Source organism: Streptomyces rapamycinicus NRRL 5491, assembly GCF_024298965.1.
In the GTDB taxonomy this organism is placed as follows: domain Bacteria; phylum Actinomycetota; class Actinomycetes; order Streptomycetales; family Streptomycetaceae; genus Streptomyces; species Streptomyces rapamycinicus.
The window spans coordinates 6362556-6382521 of record NZ_CP085193.1 but is presented as its reverse complement, the minus strand read 5'-3'; the positions used below and the strand labels follow the sequence as shown (position 1 = coordinate 6382521).

General features: G+C 70.9%; 18 protein-coding genes and 2 pseudogenes. 10 read left to right on the top strand and 10 right to left on the bottom strand.

Annotation, left to right across the window (positions count from 1 at the left end; translation table 11 throughout):
* Positions 1 to 208: 208 nt before the first annotated feature.
* A complete protein-coding gene (locus LIV37_RS26835) occupies positions 209 to 1036 on the bottom strand; it encodes a Fic family protein (protein WP_020870230.1) in 828 nt (275 codons plus the stop codon).
* A 102-nt stretch (positions 1037 to 1138) separates the two neighbouring features.
* On the opposite strand from LIV37_RS26835, the gene LIV37_RS26830 reads away from it, so the two are divergent.
* Positions 1139 to 2143 carry an ATP-binding protein gene (locus tag LIV37_RS26830; protein WP_020870229.1) on the top strand — a complete coding sequence of 335 codons (1005 nt, stop codon included), beginning with the start codon at positions 1139 to 1141 and terminating at the stop codon, positions 2141 to 2143.
* Here the strand turns inward: LIV37_RS26830 and LIV37_RS26825 are convergent.
* Positions 2124 to 2762, bottom strand: a pseudogene (locus LIV37_RS26825) (polysaccharide deacetylase family protein); the annotation flags it as partial. The gene LIV37_RS26830 and the pseudogene LIV37_RS26825 sit on opposite strands and share 20 nt — an antisense overlap.
* A gap of 578 nt (positions 2763 to 3340) precedes the next feature.
* Here LIV37_RS26825 and LIV37_RS26820 point away from each other — a divergent pair.
* From LIV37_RS26820 to LIV37_RS26795, 6 genes and pseudogenes are all read left to right on the top strand, one after another.
* A pseudogene (locus tag LIV37_RS26820) lies at positions 3341 to 4402 on the top strand (carbonic anhydrase); the annotation flags it as partial.
* A gap of 114 nt (positions 4403 to 4516) precedes the next feature.
* Positions 4517 to 6478 carry an acetate--CoA ligase gene (gene acs / locus LIV37_RS26815; protein ID WP_121825248.1) on the top strand — a complete coding sequence of 654 codons (1962 nt, stop codon included), beginning with the start codon at positions 4517 to 4519 and terminating at the stop codon, positions 6476 to 6478.
* 260 nt (positions 6479 to 6738) lie between these two features.
* Positions 6739 to 8130, top strand: coding sequence for a Na+/H+ antiporter NhaA (gene nhaA, locus LIV37_RS26810; protein ID WP_020870224.1), 1392 nt, complete (start codon positions 6739 to 6741; stop codon positions 8128 to 8130).
* Between the two features lie 157 nt (positions 8131 to 8287).
* Positions 8288 to 8749, top strand: coding sequence for a phage holin family protein (locus LIV37_RS26805; protein ID WP_020870223.1), 462 nt, complete (start codon positions 8288 to 8290; stop codon positions 8747 to 8749).
* Entirely contained in the window at positions 8746 to 9672 is a 927-nt protein-coding gene (locus LIV37_RS26800) for an alpha/beta fold hydrolase (RefSeq protein ID WP_020870222.1), read from the top strand. The genes LIV37_RS26805 and LIV37_RS26800 overlap by 4 nt, the downstream gene beginning before the upstream one ends.
* A gap of 143 nt (positions 9673 to 9815) precedes the next feature.
* On the top strand, positions 9816 to 10019 hold the full coding sequence (locus LIV37_RS26795) for a hypothetical protein (protein WP_078956796.1): 204 nt from the start codon (positions 9816 to 9818) through the stop codon (positions 10017 to 10019).
* Between the two features lie 42 nt (positions 10020 to 10061).
* Here LIV37_RS26795 and LIV37_RS26790 read toward each other — a convergent pair whose 3' ends face one another.
* Genes LIV37_RS26790 through nth form a run of 3 tightly spaced genes read right to left on the bottom strand, consistent with a single transcriptional unit; the run spans position 10062 to position 12826 of the window.
* Complete coding sequence (locus tag LIV37_RS26790; protein ID WP_020870221.1) at positions 10062 to 11264, bottom strand: MarP family serine protease; 1203 nt, start codon at positions 11262 to 11264, stop codon at positions 10062 to 10064.
* 12 nt (positions 11265 to 11276) lie between these two features.
* Entirely contained in the window at positions 11277 to 11960 is a 684-nt protein-coding gene (locus LIV37_RS26785) for an NUDIX hydrolase (protein ID WP_185057997.1), read from the bottom strand.
* Positions 11957 to 12826, bottom strand: a complete 870-nt coding sequence (gene nth, locus LIV37_RS26780; RefSeq protein WP_121824473.1) for an endonuclease III — start codon at positions 12824 to 12826, stop codon at positions 11957 to 11959. Before nth ends, LIV37_RS26785 begins: the two co-directional genes overlap by 4 nt.
* A 224-nt stretch (positions 12827 to 13050) precedes the next feature.
* Here nth and LIV37_RS26775 point away from each other — a divergent pair, with 224 nt between their 5' ends.
* The gene (locus tag LIV37_RS26775; RefSeq protein WP_014061749.1) at positions 13051 to 13725 is read left to right on the top strand and encodes a Crp/Fnr family transcriptional regulator; all 675 of its coding nucleotides are present in this window, start codon (positions 13051 to 13053) and stop codon (positions 13723 to 13725) included.
* A 121-nt stretch (positions 13726 to 13846) separates the two neighbouring features.
* Here the strand turns inward: LIV37_RS26775 and LIV37_RS26770 are convergent, their stop codons facing one another.
* From LIV37_RS26770 to LIV37_RS26755, 4 genes are all read right to left on the bottom strand, one after another.
* Entirely contained in the window at positions 13847 to 14677 is an 831-nt protein-coding gene (locus tag LIV37_RS26770) for an MBL fold metallo-hydrolase (protein ID WP_020870218.1), read from the bottom strand.
* The gene (locus tag LIV37_RS26765; RefSeq protein WP_121824474.1) at positions 14674 to 15750 is read right to left on the bottom strand and encodes an NUDIX hydrolase; all 1077 of its coding nucleotides are present in this window, start codon (positions 15748 to 15750) and stop codon (positions 14674 to 14676) included. The genes LIV37_RS26770 and LIV37_RS26765 overlap by 4 nt, the downstream gene beginning before the upstream one ends.
* A 167-nt stretch (positions 15751 to 15917) precedes the next feature.
* Positions 15918 to 16388: a RidA family protein gene (locus tag LIV37_RS26760; RefSeq protein WP_020870216.1), complete on the bottom strand. Its 471-nt coding sequence runs from the start codon at positions 16386 to 16388 to the stop codon at positions 15918 to 15920.
* On the bottom strand, positions 16388 to 16543 hold the full coding sequence (locus tag LIV37_RS26755; protein WP_020870215.1) for a Sp36 family protein: 156 nt from the start codon (positions 16541 to 16543) through the stop codon (positions 16388 to 16390). The genes LIV37_RS26760 and LIV37_RS26755 overlap by 1 nt, the downstream gene beginning before the upstream one ends.
* A gap of 72 nt (positions 16544 to 16615) precedes the next feature.
* Between LIV37_RS26755 and bagA the strand changes: the two genes are divergently transcribed.
* The gene (gene bagA, locus LIV37_RS26750) at positions 16616 to 17593 is read left to right on the top strand and encodes an ATPase BagA (RefSeq protein ID WP_020870213.1); all 978 of its coding nucleotides are present in this window, start codon (positions 16616 to 16618) and stop codon (positions 17591 to 17593) included.
* 53 nt (positions 17594 to 17646) lie between these two features.
* Complete coding sequence (gene bagB, locus LIV37_RS26745) at positions 17647 to 18996, top strand: ATPase BagB (RefSeq protein WP_121825249.1); 1350 nt, start codon at positions 17647 to 17649, stop codon at positions 18994 to 18996.
* A gap of 615 nt (positions 18997 to 19611) precedes the next feature.
* On the opposite strand, the gene LIV37_RS26740 is transcribed toward bagB, so the two are convergent.
* Positions 19612 to 19947, bottom strand: a complete 336-nt coding sequence (locus LIV37_RS26740) for a WhiB family transcriptional regulator (RefSeq protein ID WP_020870211.1) — start codon at positions 19945 to 19947, stop codon at positions 19612 to 19614.
* Positions 19948 to 19966 lie beyond the last annotated feature (19 nt).

The following is a 19966-nucleotide window of genomic DNA, read 5'->3' as shown; positions in this document are numbered from 1 at the left end:
TGGTAACCCGGCAGCTGTGCCAGCGGCGGTGCCCACGTGGTACCGCCGCAACTCTTGTCCGGGGCCGGTCCGCCTTGGTCCAACGTCAGACCGCCCCGTCGCGCGTAAGTCCGCACCCGTCCCGCGTCAGCCCGCTCCCCTGCGACGCAAGACCGCGCCCTCCCGCGTCAGCCCGCGCCCCTCCGACACCAGACCACGCCCATCCGCGTCAGGCCGCCCCGCGCTGCAGGGCCTCGCAGACCGCCGTGGACTCCCGCACCCCGAGCTCAACCGCCCGTCCACAGTGCGCGATCCACACCGCCATCCCCTCCGGCGTCCCGGACGCATAGCCCTCCAGCGCCGCCATGTACGGCGCGGCGCCCAGCTCCGCGTACCCCACCTCGGCCGGGCAGACGGACTTCGGATCGAGACCGCTGCCGACCAGCACGATCCGCTCGGCCGCGCGCGCCACCAGGCCATTGCGGGAGACAAAGGGTCGCAGGGCGAGCAGTTCGCCATGCACCACCGCCGCCGTCACCAGCGCCGGAGCCTCGCTGCCCGCGAGCAGCAGCCGGGCCAGCCCATCGAGCCGCCCCGCGACCTCGTCCGCGTTCGGCAGCGGCAGATCGGACCCGATCAGCGGCTCGTCCACCGGCTCACCCGAATGCCGCGGGCGGCCGATCCTCTCGTCGCCCTCCGCCCCGCCCGCCGCGACCAGATGCAGCCGGGCCAGCACCCGCAGCGGCGACTGCCGCCAGATGCTCAGCAGCTGCCCCGCCTCGGCGGTCAGCCGTAGCGCCGCCCCCACCGTGCGCGGCTCGCCCTCGGCTCCGAAGTCGGTGCGCCGGCGCACCTCTTCCAGGGCCCAGTCCGCACCGGCCAGCGCGGCGGAGCCCCGTGCCCCGCGCAACGCCGCCTCGGAGGTGACCTCATTGCTGCGCCGACGCATCACCCGGTGCCCATAGACCCGGTCCACGGCGGTCCGTACGGCGTTCACGGACTCGGCCACGCCGGGCAGCGCGGCCAGGGTGGCGAGCGGATCAGCTGACGTACTCATGAGTACGACACTACGCACCTCGCGCCGGGCGCCCCTCGTTGGAGTGGTGTTCTTCACGTAAATCCCTCATGGCCCGGGATCACTCACCTACGCTAGGTGAACATGAAGATCGCTTTCGTAGGCAAGGGTGGAAGCGGCAAGACCACGCTGTCGTCGCTGTTCATCCGCCATCTCGCCGCCACCCACGCCCCCGTCGTCGCCGTCGACGCCGATATCAATCAGCATCTGGGGGTGGCGCTCGGGCTCGACGAGGCGGAGGCCGCCGCACTGCCCGCGATGGGCGCCCATCTACCGCTGATCAAGGACTACTTGCGCGGTACGAACCCCCGGATCTCCTCCGCCGAGACCATGATCAAGACGACCCCGCCGGGTGAGGGCTCGAGGCTGCTGCGGATCGGCGAGGACAACCCCATCTACCAGGCCTGCGCCCGCACCCTGCCGCTCGACAACGGGTCGGTGCGGCTGATGGCGACCGGCCCCTTCACCGAATCCGACCTCGGTGTCGCCTGCTACCACTCCAAGGTCGGGGCGATCGAGCTCTGCCTGAACCATCTGGTCGACGGGCGCGGCGAGTTCGTCGTCGTCGACATGACGGCGGGCAGCGATTCCTTCGCCTCCGGTCTCTTCACCCGCTTCGACATGACGTTCCTGGTGGCCGAGCCCACGCGTAAGGGCGTCTCCGTCTACCGCCAGTACAAGGAGTACGCCCACGACTTCGATGTGGCGCTCCGGGTGGTCGGCAACAAGGTGCAGGGCCCGGACGACCTGGACTTCCTCCGCGCGGAGGTGGGCGATGACCTGCTGGTCACGTTCGGCTACTCAGACTGGATCCGGGCGGTGGAGAAGGGCCGTGCGCCCCGGTTCGAGGAGCTGGAGGCGCCGAATCGCGAGGCACTGCGGACACTGCAAGGCGCGGTCGACGCCTCGTACGAGCGGCGCGACTGGCAGCGGTACACCCGTCAGATGGTGCACTTCCATCTGAAGAACGCGCAGAGCTGGGGGAACGCGAAGACGGGTGCCGACCTCGCCGCCCAGGTCGACCCCGCCTTCGGGCTGCGGGAGTTCGCGCCGGAGGAGAGTTCGGCGGCTACTCCCGCTCCCGCTTAGCCGTCCGCGCGTGGTGCCCGGACGTCCGCTCATGAGCCGTTTCGCGATCGGACGTCCGCCCCGGCTCGGCGGCCAGGTAGTTCTTCCAGTCACCCGGTGGCCGCATCCCGACGTCCAGCACCCGCAGCTTCTCCAGGACGCGGGGGTTCTGCGCATCCAGCCAGTCGGCCAGCTGCTTGAAGGAGACGCAGCGGACCCCCTTGCGCGGGCAGACCTTCTTGATGACGTACTCCACGGCACGCATATACGTTCCGCCGTTCCAGGACTCGAAGTGATTGCCGATGAACAGCGGCGCCCGGTTGCCCTCGTACGCCCGGTCGAAGGCGGCGAGCATGCCGTCGCGCATCGGACGGCCCCAGGTGGAGCGCTTGGGCCGCTTGCCCTTCTTCTTGCGCGGCTTGTTGGCGAGGAAGTTGTAGTCCATGGAGAGCGTCTCGAACGCGCGGCCCGGCACCGGGATCTGCTGCAGCGGGAAGTCCCAGATGCCGTGGATCCTGCGGGGCCAGACCTGAAGCCCGCCGGGTGAGCTCGCGTCATAGCGCCAGCCCAGCTTCGCGACCGCCCGGATCAGGTTCTTCTGCCCCTGGAGACAGGGTGCCCGACCGCCGATGAGCTCCTGGCCCTTCCGCCTCCTCCGACCCTCATGCCTCCACCTCGTTCCTCGTATCGCGCTCCATCCCGGGAGATCCGGTCGGTCGGATAGGAGCAAAACTCGCATGAGTGGAGAAAGAGACAGGGGATAACAAGGCGTTTTAAATGACTATTCACCCCATAGAGGGAATACTGACCCACTCTCCCCCAAAAGACTTCCCAGCGACTTTACTCAGCATTACGATTCATTTACCAACGCTTGGAAGTCAGTACCGCAGTACGCCGTGACCCACGGCCGCGCGCCCATCCGCGACCGAAGCCCCGGAGGAGACGGGAATGTTGAAGCTCTTGGACCGGATCCACCGGGTCTCCCACTTCAGACAGGGAGATCTCCCCGCCTCGGCCGCCCTCTTCCGGTTCGCCGTTCCTCTCTCACTGGGTATCGCCTCCGTCTCACTGGGCATCGCGTCGGCCTGCGGTGCCCCGTTCCGGGCCGGACTCATGGCCGCCGTGGCGGCCCTCGCGATCACCCTCCTCACAGTGCTCCTCCGGCCCTCGGGCTCCCGGCCGCCCTCGGGCTCCGGGCGGCCTTCGGACTCCGGGCTTACGGCGGGCTCCGGGCGGGCAGCGGCCGATGGACAGGCGGCGCGGCGGGTCGCGGAGGCGGACGGCGCCCGGGCCTGCCGGCCGTGGACGCCTTGGCGTGATCACCACTGCACCCGTCCGGCCCCGGCGGCCGCGGGCATCGGAGCGAGCGTCGCCGCCGGCGGCGACGCGGGGGGTCAGCTGCTCGGCGGGGTGAGCGCGTTCCAGCGCCATACGGCACCGCTGGTCCGCGATGAGCTGGCCCGGCTGGCGCGGGAGGGGCAGCGACCCAGCCAGCTCTTCCTCACCTGCGCCGACTCCCGCCTGGTGACCAGCATGATCACCTCCAGCGGCCCAGGAGATCTGTTCACCGTGCGCAATGTCGGCAATCTGGTGCCACCGCCGGGCGCCGATGACTCCTGCGACTCGGTGGGGGCGGCGATCGAGTACGCGGTGGAGGTGCTGAAGATCAGCAGCATCACGGTGTGCGGCCACTCCGGATGCGGTGCGATGCAGGCACTGCTCGACTCATCGGCGCCGGTCCGCACACCGTCCCAGCCCGGGACGTCCACCGGCGGGGCCGGGGCATCCGGCGGCCCTGGGGCGCCCCCGGACGGGCCCGGGGCGTCCCCCAATGGGGACCGGACGCCGCTGGAGCGCTGGCTGCGCCACGGTAGACCGGCGCTGGCACGGATGGAGCGGATCGGTCGGCTGGGGCGCGGCGAGGTCGCCCTGTCGAGCCGGGCGATCGCCGACGATGTGGAGCGGCTGGCGTTGGTCAATGTGAGACAGCAGCTCGACCATCTGATGGAGCACGGCTGTGTGGCACGGCGGGTGGCGGAGGGCGGGCTGGCGCTGCACGGAATGTATTTCCAGGTGGCGGAGGCCCAGGCGTATGTCCTGGACACGGGTACGACGAGGTTTCTGCCCGTCCACCCGGACCATGGCGGGTCGGACCATGGCGCGCCGATGCCCGTCTGCCTCGCCACCACGGCGGCCCCCACCCGGGTCGGAAGCGGCCGTTCCGGCGTGGCGGAGCGGGGCGGCGACCCCGTCCAGGGCGCCCTGGAGCTGGGACGGTGACGTACACGACTAGAGGTCTAAACCAATTTTCGGCGACAGCCCTTGTCAGGGTGTGCCGTTGGCTGATGAGCTATGGCCTGGGACACAACGGACACCCTGGGAATGGGAGATGTCGTGAGTAACGAGAGCCTGGCCAACCTTCTTCGGGAGGAGCGTCGCTTCGCGCCGCCCGCCGAGCTGACCGCGAACGCCAATGTCACGGCCGAGGCGTATGAGCGGGCGAAGGTGGACCGCCTGGGCTTCTGGGCCGAGCAGGCCCGTCGGCTGTCCTGGGCGACCGCGCCGACCGAGACACTCGACTGGTCGAACCCGCCCTTCGCGAAGTGGTTCGCCGACGGCAAGCTCAATGTGGCGTACAACTGCGTCGACCGGCATGTCGAGAACGGCCTGGGCGACCGGGTGGCCCTCCACTTCGAGGGCGAGCCCGGCGACACCCGCTCCCTCACCTACGCCGAGTTGCAGCGGGAGGTCTCCCAAGCGGCCCATGCACTGACCGAGTTGGGTGTCCGGTCGGGTGACCGGGTCGCCATTTACATGCCGATGATCCCGGAGACCGTGGTCGCGATGCTGGCCTGCGCCCGCATCGGCGCCCCGCATTCGGTGGTCTTCGGCGGTTTCTCGGCCGACGCTCTCGCCACCCGTATCCAGGACGCCGACGCCCGGGTCATCATCACCTCCGACGGAGGCTACCGCCGTGGCAAGCCGTCCGCGCTCAAGCCCGCCGTCGACGAGGCGCTCACCCGGCCCGGCACCGAGAACGTGCGCAATGTGCTGGTCGTCCGCCGCACCGGCCAGGAGGTGGACTGGAGCGAGGGCCGCGACGTCTGGTGGCACGAGATCGTGGCGCGCCAGCCGGAGCAGCACACCCCCGAGGCGTTCGACGCCGAGCACCCGCTGTTCATCCTCTACACCTCGGGCACGACCGGTAAGCCGAAGGGCATCCTGCACACCTCCGGCGGCTACCTCACCCAGGTCTCCTACACCCACCACGCCGTCTTCGACCTCAAGCCGGAGACCGATGTCTTCTGGTGCACGGCGGACGTCGGCTGGGTCACCGGCCACTCCTACATCGTCTACGGCCCACTCTCCAACGGCGCCACCGAGGTGCTCTACGAGGGCACCCCGGACACCCCGCACCAGGGCCGCTGGTGGGAAGTCGTCCAGAAGTACGGGGTCACCATCCTGTACACCGCCCCGACCGCGATCCGCGCCTGCATGAAGTGGGGCGACGACATCCCGGCCAAGTTCGACCTCTCCTCGCTGCGGATCCTCGGTTCCGTCGGCGAGCCCATCAACCCCGAGGCATGGGTCTGGTACCGCAAGCACATCGGCGCGGACACCACTCCCGTCGTCGACACCTGGTGGCAGACCGAGACCGGCGGCATCATGATCAGCCCGTTGCCGGGCGTCACCGCCACCAAGCCCGGTTCGGCCCAGGTCGCGCTGCCGGGCATCGCCGCCACCGTCGTGGACGACGAGGCCAATGAGGTGCCGAACGGCCATGGCGGCTATCTGGTGCTCACCGAGCCGTGGCCGTCCATGCTCCGCACCATCTGGGGCGACGACCAGCGCTACCTGGACACCTACTGGTCCCGCTTCGACAAGCGCTACTTCGCGGGCGACGGCGCCAAGAAGGACGACGACGGCGACATCTGGCTGCTCGGCCGGGTCGACGATGTGATGCTGGTCTCCGGACACAACATCTCCACGACCGAGGTCGAGTCGGCCCTCGTCTCGCACCCCAAGGTCGCCGAGGCGGCGGTCGTCGGCGCCACCGACCCGCAGACCACCCAGGCCATCTGCGCATTCGTCATCCTGCGCGGCACCGCGGCCGAGGACGAGGGCCTGGTCGAGGAGTTGCGGGCGCATGTGGCCAAGCAGCTCGGCCCGATCGCCAAGCCCAAGCGGATCCTGCCGGTGGCCGAGCTGCCCAAGACCCGCTCCGGCAAGATCATGCGGCGTCTGCTGCGCGATGTCGCCGAGAACCGGGCGCTGGGCGATGTCACCACGCTCACCGACTCCTCCGTCATGGAGCTGATCCAGAGCAAGCTGCCCTCCGCCCCCAGCGAGGACTGATCCCAGCACCTGCGCCGAACAGACGAGGGGCGTTCCCGCCTGGCGGGGGCGCCCCTTCGCGGTGGCTGCCGCAGGTGGCCGTCACGCGCGGCCGCCGCAGATGGCCGCCACAGGTGATCGCCGCAGGTGGCTGCCGCAGGTGGCTGCCGCAGGTGGCTGCCGCGCAAAAATTGCGACAAGATGATGGACAGGAGCGCCGGGAAGTCTGGTCGGCATACGCCACACGTGTATCCGCACCTCGACCCCCAGGAGGCCCGCCCGTGGCCGCGCCCACCAGCCGCAAGTTTCTCGGACGCCTGTCGCTGCCCGAGCGGACGTTCGTCATCGACGCGTTGCGCACCGAGACCGTCGGCGGTGTGATCCTCCTGGTGGCCGCCATCGTGGCGCTGGTCCTCGCCAACACCCCCCTCAGCGGTGTCTACGGCGACATCAGGGACTTCTCCTTCGGCCCACAGGCGCTGCATCTGCATCTCTCGGTCGCCTCCTGGGCCACCGACGGCCTGCTGACGATCTTCTTCTTCGTCGCGGGTATCGAGCTCAAGCGCGAGCTGGTAGCGGGCGAGCTGCGCGACCCCAAGGCCGCCGCGCTGCCCGTGATCGCCGCCGTCTGCGGCATGGTCGTACCCGCGCTCGTCTATGTCATCGTCAGCGTGAGCGGCGGCGGCAGTCTCAAGGGCTGGGCCGTGCCGACCGCCACCGATATCGCCTTCGCGCTCGCCGTCCTCGCCGTGATCGGCACCGCGCTGCCCGCCGCGCTGCGCGCCTTCCTGCTCACTCTCGCGGTCGTCGACGACCTCGGCGCGATCGTCATCATCGCGATCTTCTTCACCCAGCACATCAACTTCGTCGCCCTGATCCTGTCGGTCGCCGCGCTAGCCCTCTTCTGGCTGCTGCACCGCAAGGGCGTCCGGACGGCCTGGATATACGTCCCGCTCGCCGTGGTGATCTGGGCGCTGATGCACGCCAGCGGTGTGCATGCCACCATCGCCGGCGTCGCGATGGGCCTGATGCTGCGCTGCACCGTACGGGAGGGTGAGGAGCGCTCTCCCGCCGAGCGCGTCGAGCACCGGGTGCGCCCGGTGTCGGCGGGGGTGGCGGTGCCGCTGTTCGCGCTGTTCGCGGCCGGGGTGCCGCTCTCCGGCGGCGCCGTGGCGGATGTCTTCACCCGCCCGGAGACCCTCGGCGTGGTCCTCGGCCTCGTCGTGGGCAAGGCCGTCGGCGTCTTCGGCGGCTCCTGGTGCGCCGCCCGCTTCACCAGGGCCGAGCTGAACGAAGACCTGGCCTGGGCGGATGTCTTCGCCGTGGCCGCCCTCGCCGGAATCGGCTTCACCGTCTCCCTCCTCATCGACGAACTCGCCTTCCTCGGCGACCCCACGCTCGCCGAGGAGGTCAAGGCGGCGGTCCTCATCGGCTCGCTGACCGCCGCCCTGTTCGCCGGGATCCTCCTCAAACTGCGCAACACCAAGTACCAGCGGCTGTGTCAGGAGGAGGAGCGGGACGAGGACATGGACGGCATCCCGGATATCTACGAGCTCGACAGCCCCGCGTACCACCTGCGGATGGCCGCCATTCACGAGGCAAAGGCCGCCGAGCACCGGCGGCTTGCCGAAGTGGCTGCCGCGAACGACTCCAGCGACGATGGTCCGGCATGATCTGAGAGGCTTGACACCCGCAGAAATGCGCAGAAGACGTAGCAAGCACCGACGACGTGCCGAGCACTGACGACGTACCAAGCACGAACGGCGCAGCGCGAGCGCAAGACGCACAAGACATGAGCGGTAAGACGCACAAGAGCAGAGGGAGATGGCGATGAGCGCAGCCGACGACGGCGGCAACCGCAGCCTCGGCCAGCTGGTGGCGACGGCGACCACCGAGCTGTCGGCGCTGGTGCACGACGAGATCGCGCTGGCCAAGGCCGAGCTCCGGGTGGGGGCCAAGAAGGCCGCGGTCGGCAGCGGCGCGGGGATGGCGGCCGGGGTGCTGCTGCTGTTCTCGCTGCCGGTGCTGAGTTTCGCCCTCGCCTACGGCATGCGCTCGTGGACCGGCCTCGGCCTCGCCTGGTGCTTCCTGATCGTGGGCGGGATCTACTGGCTGTTCGCCGGGATCCTGGGTCTGCTGGCACTGCTGAAGTTCAAGAAGGTCAAGGCGCCGAAGCGGTCGATTTCCTCGTCCAAGGAGACGGCCGCCGTACTGGGGAGCGTCAAGCCGCATCCGCGTGCCGGGAGCAATGGCGGACGCCCGGCGCGGGATGTGACACGCTCGTCGGCATGACCGTCCCTGATACCTCCGCGTCGGTCGTACGGCTCGACGGCCCCTGGTCCCACCGGGATGTCGCGGCCAACGGCGCGCGCTTCCACATCGCCGAGCTGGGTGACGGCCCGCTGGTACTGCTGTTGCACGGCTTTCCGCAGTTCTGGTGGACCTGGCGGCACCAGCTGCCCGCGCTCGCCGACGCCGGCTACCGCGCGGTCGCGATGGATCTGCGCGGAGTGGGCGGCAGCGACCGTACGCCCCGGGGCTACGACCCGGCCAACCTCGCTCTCGACATCACCGGTGTGATCCGCTCGCTGGGTGAGCCGGACGCCGCGCTCGTCGGCCATGACCTGGGCGGATATCTGGCGTGGACGGCCGCCGTGATGCGGCCGAAGCTGGTGCGGCGGCTCGCGGTGGCCTCGATGCCGCATCCCCGCCGCTGGCGCTCGGCTATGGTCGCGGACGTCAAGCAGAGTGCCGCCAGCTCCCATATCTGGGGCTTCCAGCGGCCCTGGCTGCCCGAGCGCCAGCTGGTCGCGGACGACGCGGCGGCGGTGGGGCGGCTGATCCGGGACTGGTCCGGACCGCGGCTGCCCGAGGACGAGGCGGTGGAGGTCTACCGGCGGGCGATGTGCATCCCCTCGACCGCGCACTGCTCGATCGAGCCGTACCGCTGGATGGTGCGGTCGCTGGCGCGGCCGGACGGTTTCCAGTTCAACCGGCGGATGAAGCGGCCGGTGCGGGTGCCGACCCTGCATCTGCACGGGTCACTCGACCCGGTGACGCGCACCCGCAGCGCGGCGGGCTCCGGTGAGTATGTCGAGGCGCCCTACCGCTGGCGGCTGTTCGACGGGCTCGGCCACTTCCCGCACGAGGAGGACCCCCGGGCCTTCTCCACCGAGCTGATCAACTGGCTGAAGGACCCCGAACCCGACCGCTGAGCGTCATCGGACGTACGCATTCCGACCACGTTTCCACGCATGGGCGAACATCTGTTTTTCGAACAGCCAATTGCCTGGAGCATAGGCCAATTGCCGCAGCCAGCGGCGATTACGGACCTTGGGTCAGGGGCACACACCGAGGTATGGGCTGGACGCACGACTACCGTGACGCACCAAACAGCCGCGGCCCCGAGGCCGCCGCTACTGCCAATGCCGCGCTGAGTGTTTCCGAGCGGGGCGGCTCCGGGCCTACCCAAGGCCATGACCCGAACATCGGGATTCCCCGCATCATCCGCCGCCGGGCCCGGTGGGTCTCGGCGCGACTGCGCCATCCACGCGGCCGCTAGCAGTTTCCCGGGCGCGGCCCGGGGCCACGGCGACACCGGAAACTAGAGAGCACACCCCTGGCTGTCCACCGGCTGGTCGGCCGTGCGCCCCTTCTGGATGTCCTCGCTCACCTCGTCCGCCGTCAGCGCGTATCCGGTGTTGGCGTCGTCGAGTGACTTGGCGAAGACCACGCCGTACACCCGCCCCTGCGGGGTGAGCAGCGGACCGCCGGAGTTGCCCTGCCGCACCGTCGCGTACAGCGAGTACACATCGCGGTGCACGGTGGAGCGGCGGTAGATGTCGGGGCCATTGGCCTCGATACGGCCGCGGACGCGGGCGGCGCGCACGTCGAAGGCGCCGTTCTCCGGGAAACCGGCGACGATCGCGCCGTCACCGGTGCGCGCGTCGTCCTGCGCGAACTGCAGCGCCGGGGCCTGCAGCGAGGGCACATCGAGGACCGCGATATCGCGCTTCCAGTCGTAGAGCACGACCTTGGCGTCGTAGAGCCGGCCCTCGCCGCCTATCTGCACGGTCGGGTCGCTGACGCCGCCGACGACATGGGCGTTGGTCATGACCCGGTTCGGGGCGAACACGAAGCCGCTGCCCTCGAGGACCTTGCCGCAGCTTGGAGCGGTGCCGACGACCTTGACGATGCTCTCCTGCGCCCGCGTGGCCACCGGCGACTGGGCGAGCGCGGGGTCGGGCTGCGGCACCGTGGTGATCGGCTCGTTGGCGAAGGGCGAGAAGACCTGCGGGAAGCCGTTCTGCGCGAGCACGGAGGAGAAGTCGGTGAACCAGGTGTTCGCCTCGTCGGGAACGACGCGGGACACCCCGAGCAGCACCTTGGAGTCGCGGACCTCCCTGCCCAGGGTGGGGAGCGAGGTCTGGGCCACCAGCGAGCCGATCAGCCAGGCCACCAGCAGCATCGCCAGGACGTTCACCAGCGCGCCGCCGGTCGCGTCCAGGGCGCGCGCCGGTGACCAGGTGATGTACCGCCGCAGCTTGTTCCCCAGGTGGGTGGTGGCCGCCTGGCCGACCGAGGCGCACACGATCACCAGGACGATCGCCACCACGGCACCGACGGTGCCGGGGGATGCCTTGTCGTCGGTGGTGCCGTCCCATATGAGCGGCAGCAGATAGATCGCGATCAACCCACCTCCGATGAACCCCGTCACCGACAGCACGCCGACGACGAAACCCTGGCGGTAGCCGACGATCGCGAACCACACGGCGGCGAGCAGCAGCAGGATGTCCAGCACATTCACCGGAACACCGTCTCACGCGCGCCAGTCGAGTGGGACGCGCTTGGCTCGGTCCCACGGTCGCTCCCACCCCGCGTAATGCAGGATGCGATCGATCACTCCGGCGGTGAAACCCCAGACCAGAGCTGATCCCACCAGGAAGGCGGGCCCGCGGTGGCCGCTGGGGTGGACGGTGGTGGCCCGGTTCGCCGGGTCCGTGAGATCCGCCACGGGAACCGTGAAGACCCGGGCCGTCTCGGCCGGGTCCACCGGCCCGACCGGGGTGGGCCGGCGCCACCAGCCCAGCACCGGGGTGACGACGAAGCCGCTCACCGGGATGTAGAGCCGCGGCAGCACCGCGAAGACCTGGACCCCCGAGGGGTCGAGCCCGGTCTCCTCCTCGGCCTCGCGCAGCGCAGCGCGCAGCGGACCCTCCTCCTCCGGATCGCCGTCCTCCGGGTCGAGGGCACCGCCGGGGAAGGAGGGCTGACCGGCGTGCGAGCGCAGCGAGCCGGAGCGCTCCATGAGCAGCAGCTCCGGGCCACCGGGGCCCTCGCCGAAGAGCACCAGCACGGCGGAGGGGCGGCCTCCGCCATGCGCGGGCGGCAGAAACCGGCTCAGCTGGCGCGGCTCGATCGTCTCGGCCAGCCGGGCCACCGGGAGCAGCCACTCGGGCAGCCCCTGGACGCTGACCTCCACTTCCCCGTACGTGCTCGTCACTCGGCGGCCCCCAGAGGGGCGGCGGGACGGCCGGGGTAGTCGGACGGCGGGCGCAGGCGCTGGCCAGGCTGGCCGCCCATCTCGTACTTCAGCAGCTTCTTCGCCTTGTCCGGGTCGGTCTCGCCCTCCCCGTACGCCGGGCAGAGCGGGGCGATCGGGCAGGCGCCGCACGCGGGCTTGCGGGCGTGGCAGACGCGGCGGCCGTGGAAGATGATGCGGTGCGAGAGCATCGTCCACTCGCTCTTGGGGAAGAGCGCGGCGATCGCCGCCTCGACCTTCTCGGGGTCCTCCTGGGCGGTCCACTTCCAGCGCCGCACCAGCCGCCCGAAGTGGGTGTCCACGGTCAGGCCCGGCACTCCGAAGGCATTGCCGAGCACCACATTGGCCGTCTTACGGCCGACACCGGGCAGGGTGACCAGGTCCTCGAGCCGGCCCGGGACCTCGCCGCCGAACCGGTCGCGCAGGGCGGCGGACAGGCCGAGCAGCGATTTGGCCTTGGCGCGGAAGAAGCCGGTGGGCCGGATCAGCTGCTCCAGCGCCTCCGGGTCGGCGGCGGCCATGTCCTCGGGCGTCGGATAGGCGGCGAAGAGCGCGGGGGTGGTCTGGTTGACCCGCAGATCGGTGGTCTGGGCCGACAGGACCGTGGCCACCAGCAGCTGGAACGAGTTCTCGAAGTCCAGCTCGGGGTGGGCGTACGGATACACGTCGGCGAGCTCGCGGTTGATGCGCCGGGCGCGGCGGACGAGGGCGAGCCGGGACTCGGGGCGGGCGCCCTTCGAGCCCTTGACCGATTTATGCGGTTTCGAGGCTTCTGTCGAGTCGGCGGAACCTTGTTCGCCCACAGCGGAATTACGAGGTGCGGTCACCCGTCCGGCCCCCTTGCCCTGTGCTCTCACCGGCGTATTGGACACCCGGCCAGCCTAAGCCCACCCACTGACATCCGGCCCGGCCGCCGTGAAGAGGCCCCCAATCGGACCCCTGCCGCACAGCTCGGCAGGCCAGTGCGTCAAACTTGTGATTGATCGCACTGTTTTACCGTCCGGCATCATGGGGACGTCGGTCCCCTGTGCATGTCGACAAGGAGAGACTCGTGGACGACGTTCTGCGGCGCGCCCCGCTCTTCGCGGCGCTCGATGACGAGCAGGCCGCTGAGCTGCGCGCCTCCATGGGAGAGGTCACCCTCGCGCGGGGTGACGCACTCTTCCACGAAGGGGACCCCGGCGATCGCCTGTACGTGGTCACCGAGGGCAAGGTGAAGCTCCACCGCACCTCTCCCGACGGCCGCGAGAACATGCTGGCCGTGCTCGGCCCCGGCGAGCTGATCGGCGAGCTGTCGCTGTTCGACCCGGGCCCGCGCACCGCCACCGCCACCGCCCTCACCGAAGTCAAGCTGCTCGGCCTCGGCCACGGCGATCTCCAGCCGTGGCTGAACGCCCGGCCCGAGGTCGCCTCCGCGCTGCTGCGCGCGGTCGCCCGGCGCCTGCGCAAGACCAACGACCAGATGTCCGACCTGGTCTTCTCCGACGTCCCCGGCCGGGTCGCCAGGGCCCTGCTCGACCTTTCGCGCCGCTTCGGCGTGCAGTCGGAGGAGGGCATCCACGTCGTCCACGACCTGACCCAGGAGGAGCTGGCCCAGCTGGTCGGCGCCTCCCGCGAGACCGTCAACAAGGCCCTCGCCGACTTCGCGGGCCGCGGCTGGCTGCGTCTGGAGGCGCGCGCGGTGATCCTGCTGGACGTCGAGCGGCTGGCCAAGCGCTCCCGCTGACGCCGGACGGAAACGCGAAGACCGACCGTAAGGGGCCCGCCGGATTCCGGCGGGCCCCTTACGGCACTCATGAACGGCCGGCCCCACAAGCCGCGGGCCCACGAGGCTCCGGACGCCGGCCTCAGATCAGCCCGTGCTCGCGCAGATAGTCCAGCTGGGCCCGGACGGACAGCTCCGCCGCCGGCCACAGGGACCGGTCCACGTCCGCGTACACATGCGCCACGACCTCCGACGGCGTCCCGTAGCCGTCCTCGACCGCCGTCTCCACCTGCGCGAGCCGGTTGGCGCGATGCGCGAGGTAGTACTCCACGGCGCCCCGGGCGTCGTTCAGCACCGGTCCGTGGCCCGGCAGGACGGTGTCCACCCCGTCGTCCACCGCCAGCGAGCGCAGCCGCCGCAGCGAGTCCAGGTAGTCGCCGAGCCGCCCGTCCGGATGCGCGACGACGGTCGTGCCCCGCCCGAGCACCGTGTCGCCCGTAAGGACCGCGCCGTCGGCCGGAAGGTGGAAGGACAGCGAGTCGGCGGTGTGACCGGGCGTGGGCACCACCCGCAGCTCCAGACCGCCGGTGGTTATGACGTCCCCCAGCTCCAGTCCCTCGTCCCCCAGCCGCAGCGCCGGATCCAGCGCCCTTACGGACGTCCGCGTCAGCTCGGCGAAGCGCGCCGCGCCCTCCGCGTGGTCCGGGTGGCCATGGGTGAGCAGGGTCAGCGCGATCCGCCTGCCCGCCCGCTCGGCGGTCGCGATGACCTCCTCGAGATGGGTGTCGTCCAGCGGCCCGGGGTCGATGACGACGGCGAGGTCGGAATCGGGCTCGGCGACGATCCAGGTGTTGGTGCCGTCCAGGGTCATGGGCGAAGCGTTCGGCGCCAGGACGCAGACGGCCCGGTCGGTGGCCGGGCCACCGATGGTGCCCCCGCGCGGCTGGCCGGGCAGAGCGGATGCGTACGTCATGCGGAAGGTCCCCCCGTGGCTCCCGGGATGTGCTTGGTGAACTCATCATGGCCCGGCCAACTCAGCACCAGCTCCCCGTTCTCCACCCGCGCCCGGGCCAGCACCGGCGTCAGGTCCCGGTCCGTCGCGGCGGCCAGCGCGTCGGCGATCGAGCCGTAGCCCGCGAGCTGGCGCAGCGTCGCGATCGTGGGCGGCATCATCAGCAGCTCGCCCCGGTCGTAGCCGTCGGCCGCGTCACCCGGACGGATCCAGACGGTCCGGTCCGCCTCCGTGGAGGCATTACGGGTGCGCTGCCCCCGCGGCAGCGCAGCCACGAAGAACCAGGTGTCGTAGCGGCGCGGTTCGAACTCCGGGGTGATCCAGCGCGCCCAGCAGCTCAGCAGGTCCGAGCGGAGCACGAGCCCCCGGCGGTCCAGGAACTCCGCGAAGGACAGATCCCGGGCGACCAGCGCCGCGCGGTCCGCCTCCCAGTCGTCCCCCGTCGTGTCCGCGACCACGGTGTGCGGCGTCGGGCCCGCCAGCAGCACCCCCGCCTCCTCGAAGGTCTCGCGGACCGCCGCGCACACGATGGCCTGCGCCTGCGTCCCCTCGCTCGGGTCCAGGCCCAGCCGCCGCGCCCACTGCGCCCGCGAGGGGCCGGCCCAGGTGACCATCCGCTCGTCGCGCGGGTCCACGGCCCCGCCCGGATAGGCGTACGCGCCTCCGGCGAAGGCCATGGAGGCGCGTCTGCGCAACATGTAGACGGCGGGGCCGGTGGCCCCTCCCGCCGCGTCCTGCACGCCCTCTGGGGGCGTTTCAGAGCCTTCCGCGGCCTCTGCGGGCTCCGGCGCCCCCGCGGACTCCCGCGCCGTGCCGGGCTGCTCCGCCGCGTCGGGCTCGTCCGGTGTGTGCTCCCCGTCCCCGCCCTGTGCGTCCTGTGGTGCGTGCTGCCCGGCCGTTCCGTACGGTCCGTCCCGCAGCAGCAGGACGGTGGCGGCCCGGCGCGGTGCCACCGGTGTGAGCTCACCGGTCGACAGGAGCCGGATCCGCTCTGGCCACTCGGGTGGGTACCACTGGCCATTCGTAGTGGACATGGCCGGATGCTATGCGCTTACGGGCTGATGTTCGAGTGGCCCCCGCGGCGCCACGCCAGGGTCGGTCCGCGCACCGGCCGTCACACCCGTCCGCGTCCACGTACGCCCGCGCGTGCGTCCGCCGGTCCGCCGGCGGGGCCGCTCGCCGGTCCGCGACCCGGCGTCCGCTAGTCCGCGACCTCGACCTGGATCTCGACCTCGACCGGCGCGTCCAGGGGCAGCACCGCCACGCCCACCGCGCTGCGCGCGTGCACGCCCGCGTCGCCCAGGGCCTCGCCCAGCAGTTCGCTCGCGCCGTTGATGACACCAGGCTGGCCGGTGAAGTCCGGTGCGGAGGCGACGAAGCCGACGACCTTCACGACCCGCACGATCCGGTCGAGGTCGCCGACGACCGACTTCACGGCGGCCAGCGCGTTCAGCGCGCAGACCCGCGCCAGGTCCTTGGCCTCCTCGGGGGTGACCTCCGCGCCGACCTTGCCGGTCACGGCCAGCTTCCCCTCGACCAGCGGCAGCTGGCCCGAGGTGTAGACGTACGGGCCGGTGCGGAGCGCGGGCACATAGGAGGCCAGGGGCGCCGCGACCCCGGGGAGCGTCAGACCGAGCCCGGCGAGCCTGCCCTCGACCGTGCCGCCCGCCATCAGCCCTTCTCCCGCTTCAGATAGGCCACCAGCTGCTCCGGGTTCGGGCCGGGGACCACCTGGACCAGCTCCCAGCCGTCCTCGCCCCAGGTGTCCAGAATCTGCTTCGTGGCGTGCACGAGCAGCGGTACGGTCGCGTATTCCCACTTGGTCATGGGGCCGACTGTAATGCCTCTCCGCCGGGCCCTGGTGCGTAGGGCGAGGGGGGACTGGTTAGGCTCCCCACTGTGAGCAGGCTCCATGTCATCAGTGGCAAGGGCGGAACCGGCAAGACCACGGTCGCCGCCGCACTCGCGCTGGCCCTCGCGGCCGATGGCAGGCAAACCCTGCTGGTGGAGGTCGAGGGCCGCCAGGGCATCGCGCAGCTCTTCGAGACGGAGCCGCTGCCCTACGAGGAGCGGAAGATCGCCACCGCACCGGGCGGCGGGGAGGTGCACGCTCTGGCGATCGATCCGGAGTTCGCACTTCTGGACTACCTCCATATGTTCTACAAGCTGGGCTCGGCCGGGCGCGCCCTCAAGAAGCTCGGCGCGATCGACTTCGCGACCACCATCGCCCCGGGGCTGCGGGACGTCCTGCTGACCGGCAAGGCGTGCGAGGCGGTGCGCCGTAAGGGCAAGGACGGCCGCTTCGTCTACGACTCCGTGGTCATGGACGCGCCGCCCACCGGCCGCATCACCCGCTTCCTGAACGTCAACCACGAGGTGGCCGGGCTGGCCAGGACCGGCCCGATACACAATCAGGCCCAGGCCGTGATGCGCGTCCTGAAGTCCCCCCAGACCGCGGTCCACATGGTGACCCTGCTGGAGGAGATGCCGGTCCAGGAGACCGCGGACGGCATCGCCGAGCTGCACGCCGACGGCCTTCCGACGGGCGGGGTCATCATCAACATGGTCCGCCCCGCGATCCTCGACCACGAGGCCGTCGAGGTGGCCGCCAATGGGCAGCGCGCGGCCGTCGCCAAGGCGCTCTCCCAGGCGGGCCTGGGCGGTGCGCGCCGCGGCGGCATGGCCGAACGGCTGGTCGACCCGCTGTTGGAGCAGGCGCGCGAGCACGCCGAGCGGGTGGCGCTGGAGCGGGCGCAGCGCGCCGAGCTGACCGGCCTGGGACTGCCGTTGCACGAGTTGGAGCTGCTCACGGATGGCATCGACCTGGCCGGGCTGTACCGGCTCGCGGCGGATCTGCGCAAGCAGTGGCCGGCGTGAGCGGCGCCCGCCGTAAGGGCGCCACGGACAACGAGTCGTACGCAGGAGGCGGCATGAGCATGGACGTGGCACCCCGGCTGGACATCGATGTCCTGCTGGACGATCCGCAGACCCGCATCGTGGTGTGCTGCGGCTCCGGTGGCGTCGGTAAGACCACCACCGCCGCCGCCCTGGGGGTACGGGCCGCCGAGCGCGGCCGTAAGGCCGTCGTCCTCACCATCGACCCGGCTCGCCGGCTCGCGCAGTCCATGGGCATCGACGCGCTGGACAACATCCCGCGCCGGGTGGAGAGCGTCGGCGGCGGGAACGGCGGCGAACTGCACGCCATGATGCTCGACATGAAGCGGACGTTCGACGAGTTCGTGGAGGCGCACGCCGACCCCGAGCGCGCCCGGGCGATCCTCGCGAACCCCTTCTACCAGTCGCTCTCGGCCGGTTTCGCGGGTACGCAGGAGTACATGGCCATGGAGAAGCTCGGCCAGCTCCGGGCCCGCGACGAATGGGACCTGATCATCGTCGACACCCCGCCCAGCCGGTCGGCGCTGGACTTCCTGGACGCGCCGAAACGTCTCGGCTCCTTCCTGGACGGGAAGTTCATCAAGGTCCTGATGGCCCCGGCCAAGGTGGGCGGCAAGGCCGGGATGAAGTTCCTGAACGTGGGCGTCTCGATGATGACGGGCACGGTCAGCAAGGTGCTCGGCGGGCAGCTGATGCGCGACGTTCAGACGTTTGCTGCCGCGATGGACACCATGTTCGGCGGATTCCGTACTCGCGCGGAGGCCACCTACCGGCTCCTACAGGCTCCGGGTACGGCCTTCCTCGTGGTGGCCGCGCCCGAGCGGGACGCCCTGCGGGAGGCCGCGTACTTCGTGGAACGGCTGGCCGCGGACCAGATGCCGCTGGCCGGACTGGTACTGAACCGGGTGCACGGCAGCGGGGCCGAACAGCTGTCGGCGGAACGTGCGTTGGCCGCCGCGGAGATCCTGACCCTGGCGGTCGAGCCCGCGGATCCGGACGATGCGCTCGCGAACGCCGCGGAGGGAATCGATCCGGCCAAGAACGGCGCCGGGGCAGAAAATCTTGCCGACAGCGGATTTGTCGATCCCCCCTCAGGGAATGCTCAAGCGCGGAACCCCTCGGCAGTGGACCCCGACGTCTCCCCCACGTCGGCGGACTCGTCGGCGGAGCGGCTCGCCGCGGGACTGCTTCGGCTGCACGCGGAGCGTATGCAGGTGCTCGGACGCGAGCAGCGCACACACGACCGCTTCACGGCGCTCCACCCCGAGGTTCCGGTGGCCCAAGTGGCCGCACTCCCTGGCGACGTACACGACTTGGCAGGGCTGCGGGCGATCGGCGAACGCCTCGCGGTCCCGCCGGAGCGGACCAATCGCGTGGCGGGCTGAGTCGGTGCCCGCCGGGCGGTCGGCCGCCCTCGCATGGACGGAGACGCACAACAGCACGACAGACAGCACGCACAGCGAACAGCGACAGCGGTGATGGACCGCATGGCGCACGGGCGCCACAGCTGGGCCTGGGGCTCCGAGGTATCAGGTTCCGCCTCGGGCTTCGGGGCCTCAGATTCCGGGGTCTCAGGTTCCGGGGCTCCGGCGGACACGGCTGCCCGGCTGGCGGCCTACGGCACCCACAGACAAACCCACGGCCCACACGCGGGCAGGCAGGCCACAGTCACCGTCGGCCGAGCCGTGGCCGAGCCGTCAGCCCAGGGCGTCACCGGTGGCCGAAGGCGGCACCAATGGCCTAGGCGGCGGACCAACCCCCGGTCCGCGATGGCCTGTTGGCATGTCACTACCAGGCCATGTCACCACCATGCCATGCCACAGGGAGCCAGGTCACCCGACGCCGTGTCACACGCGCCCCCACAGCCCCACGGCCGACCGCGGCCAGGGCCGCGGTCGTGCTCGGAGGCGTGCGCGTACCCGTACCCGCCCCTGACGAGGCGCGCCCGTACTCGCACCCCCACTCGTGCCGAGACGAGAGGTGGGTGAGGTGATGGCGAACTATCCGACCGCGGCGAAGCGCTCGTAGTCCTCGTCGTCGAAGGGCAGAATCCCCGCGCTGCGCTCGTACTCGATGCGCGCGGTCTCCAGGAGCCTGCGCCAGGAGGTCACCGTCGGCCGGCGGCGCAGCAGTGCTCGCCGCTCGCGCTCGGTCATCCCTCCCCACACACCGAACTCCACGCGGTTGTCCAAGGCATCCGCAAGGCACTCGGTGCGCACCGGGCATCCGGTGCAGACCGCTTTGGCCCTGTTCTGTGCCGCGCCCTGGACGAACAGTTCATCTGGATCAGTAGTGCGGCAGGCGGCCTGCGCACTCCAGTCGGTTACCCAGCCCATGCTGGCGCCGTCCTCTCCC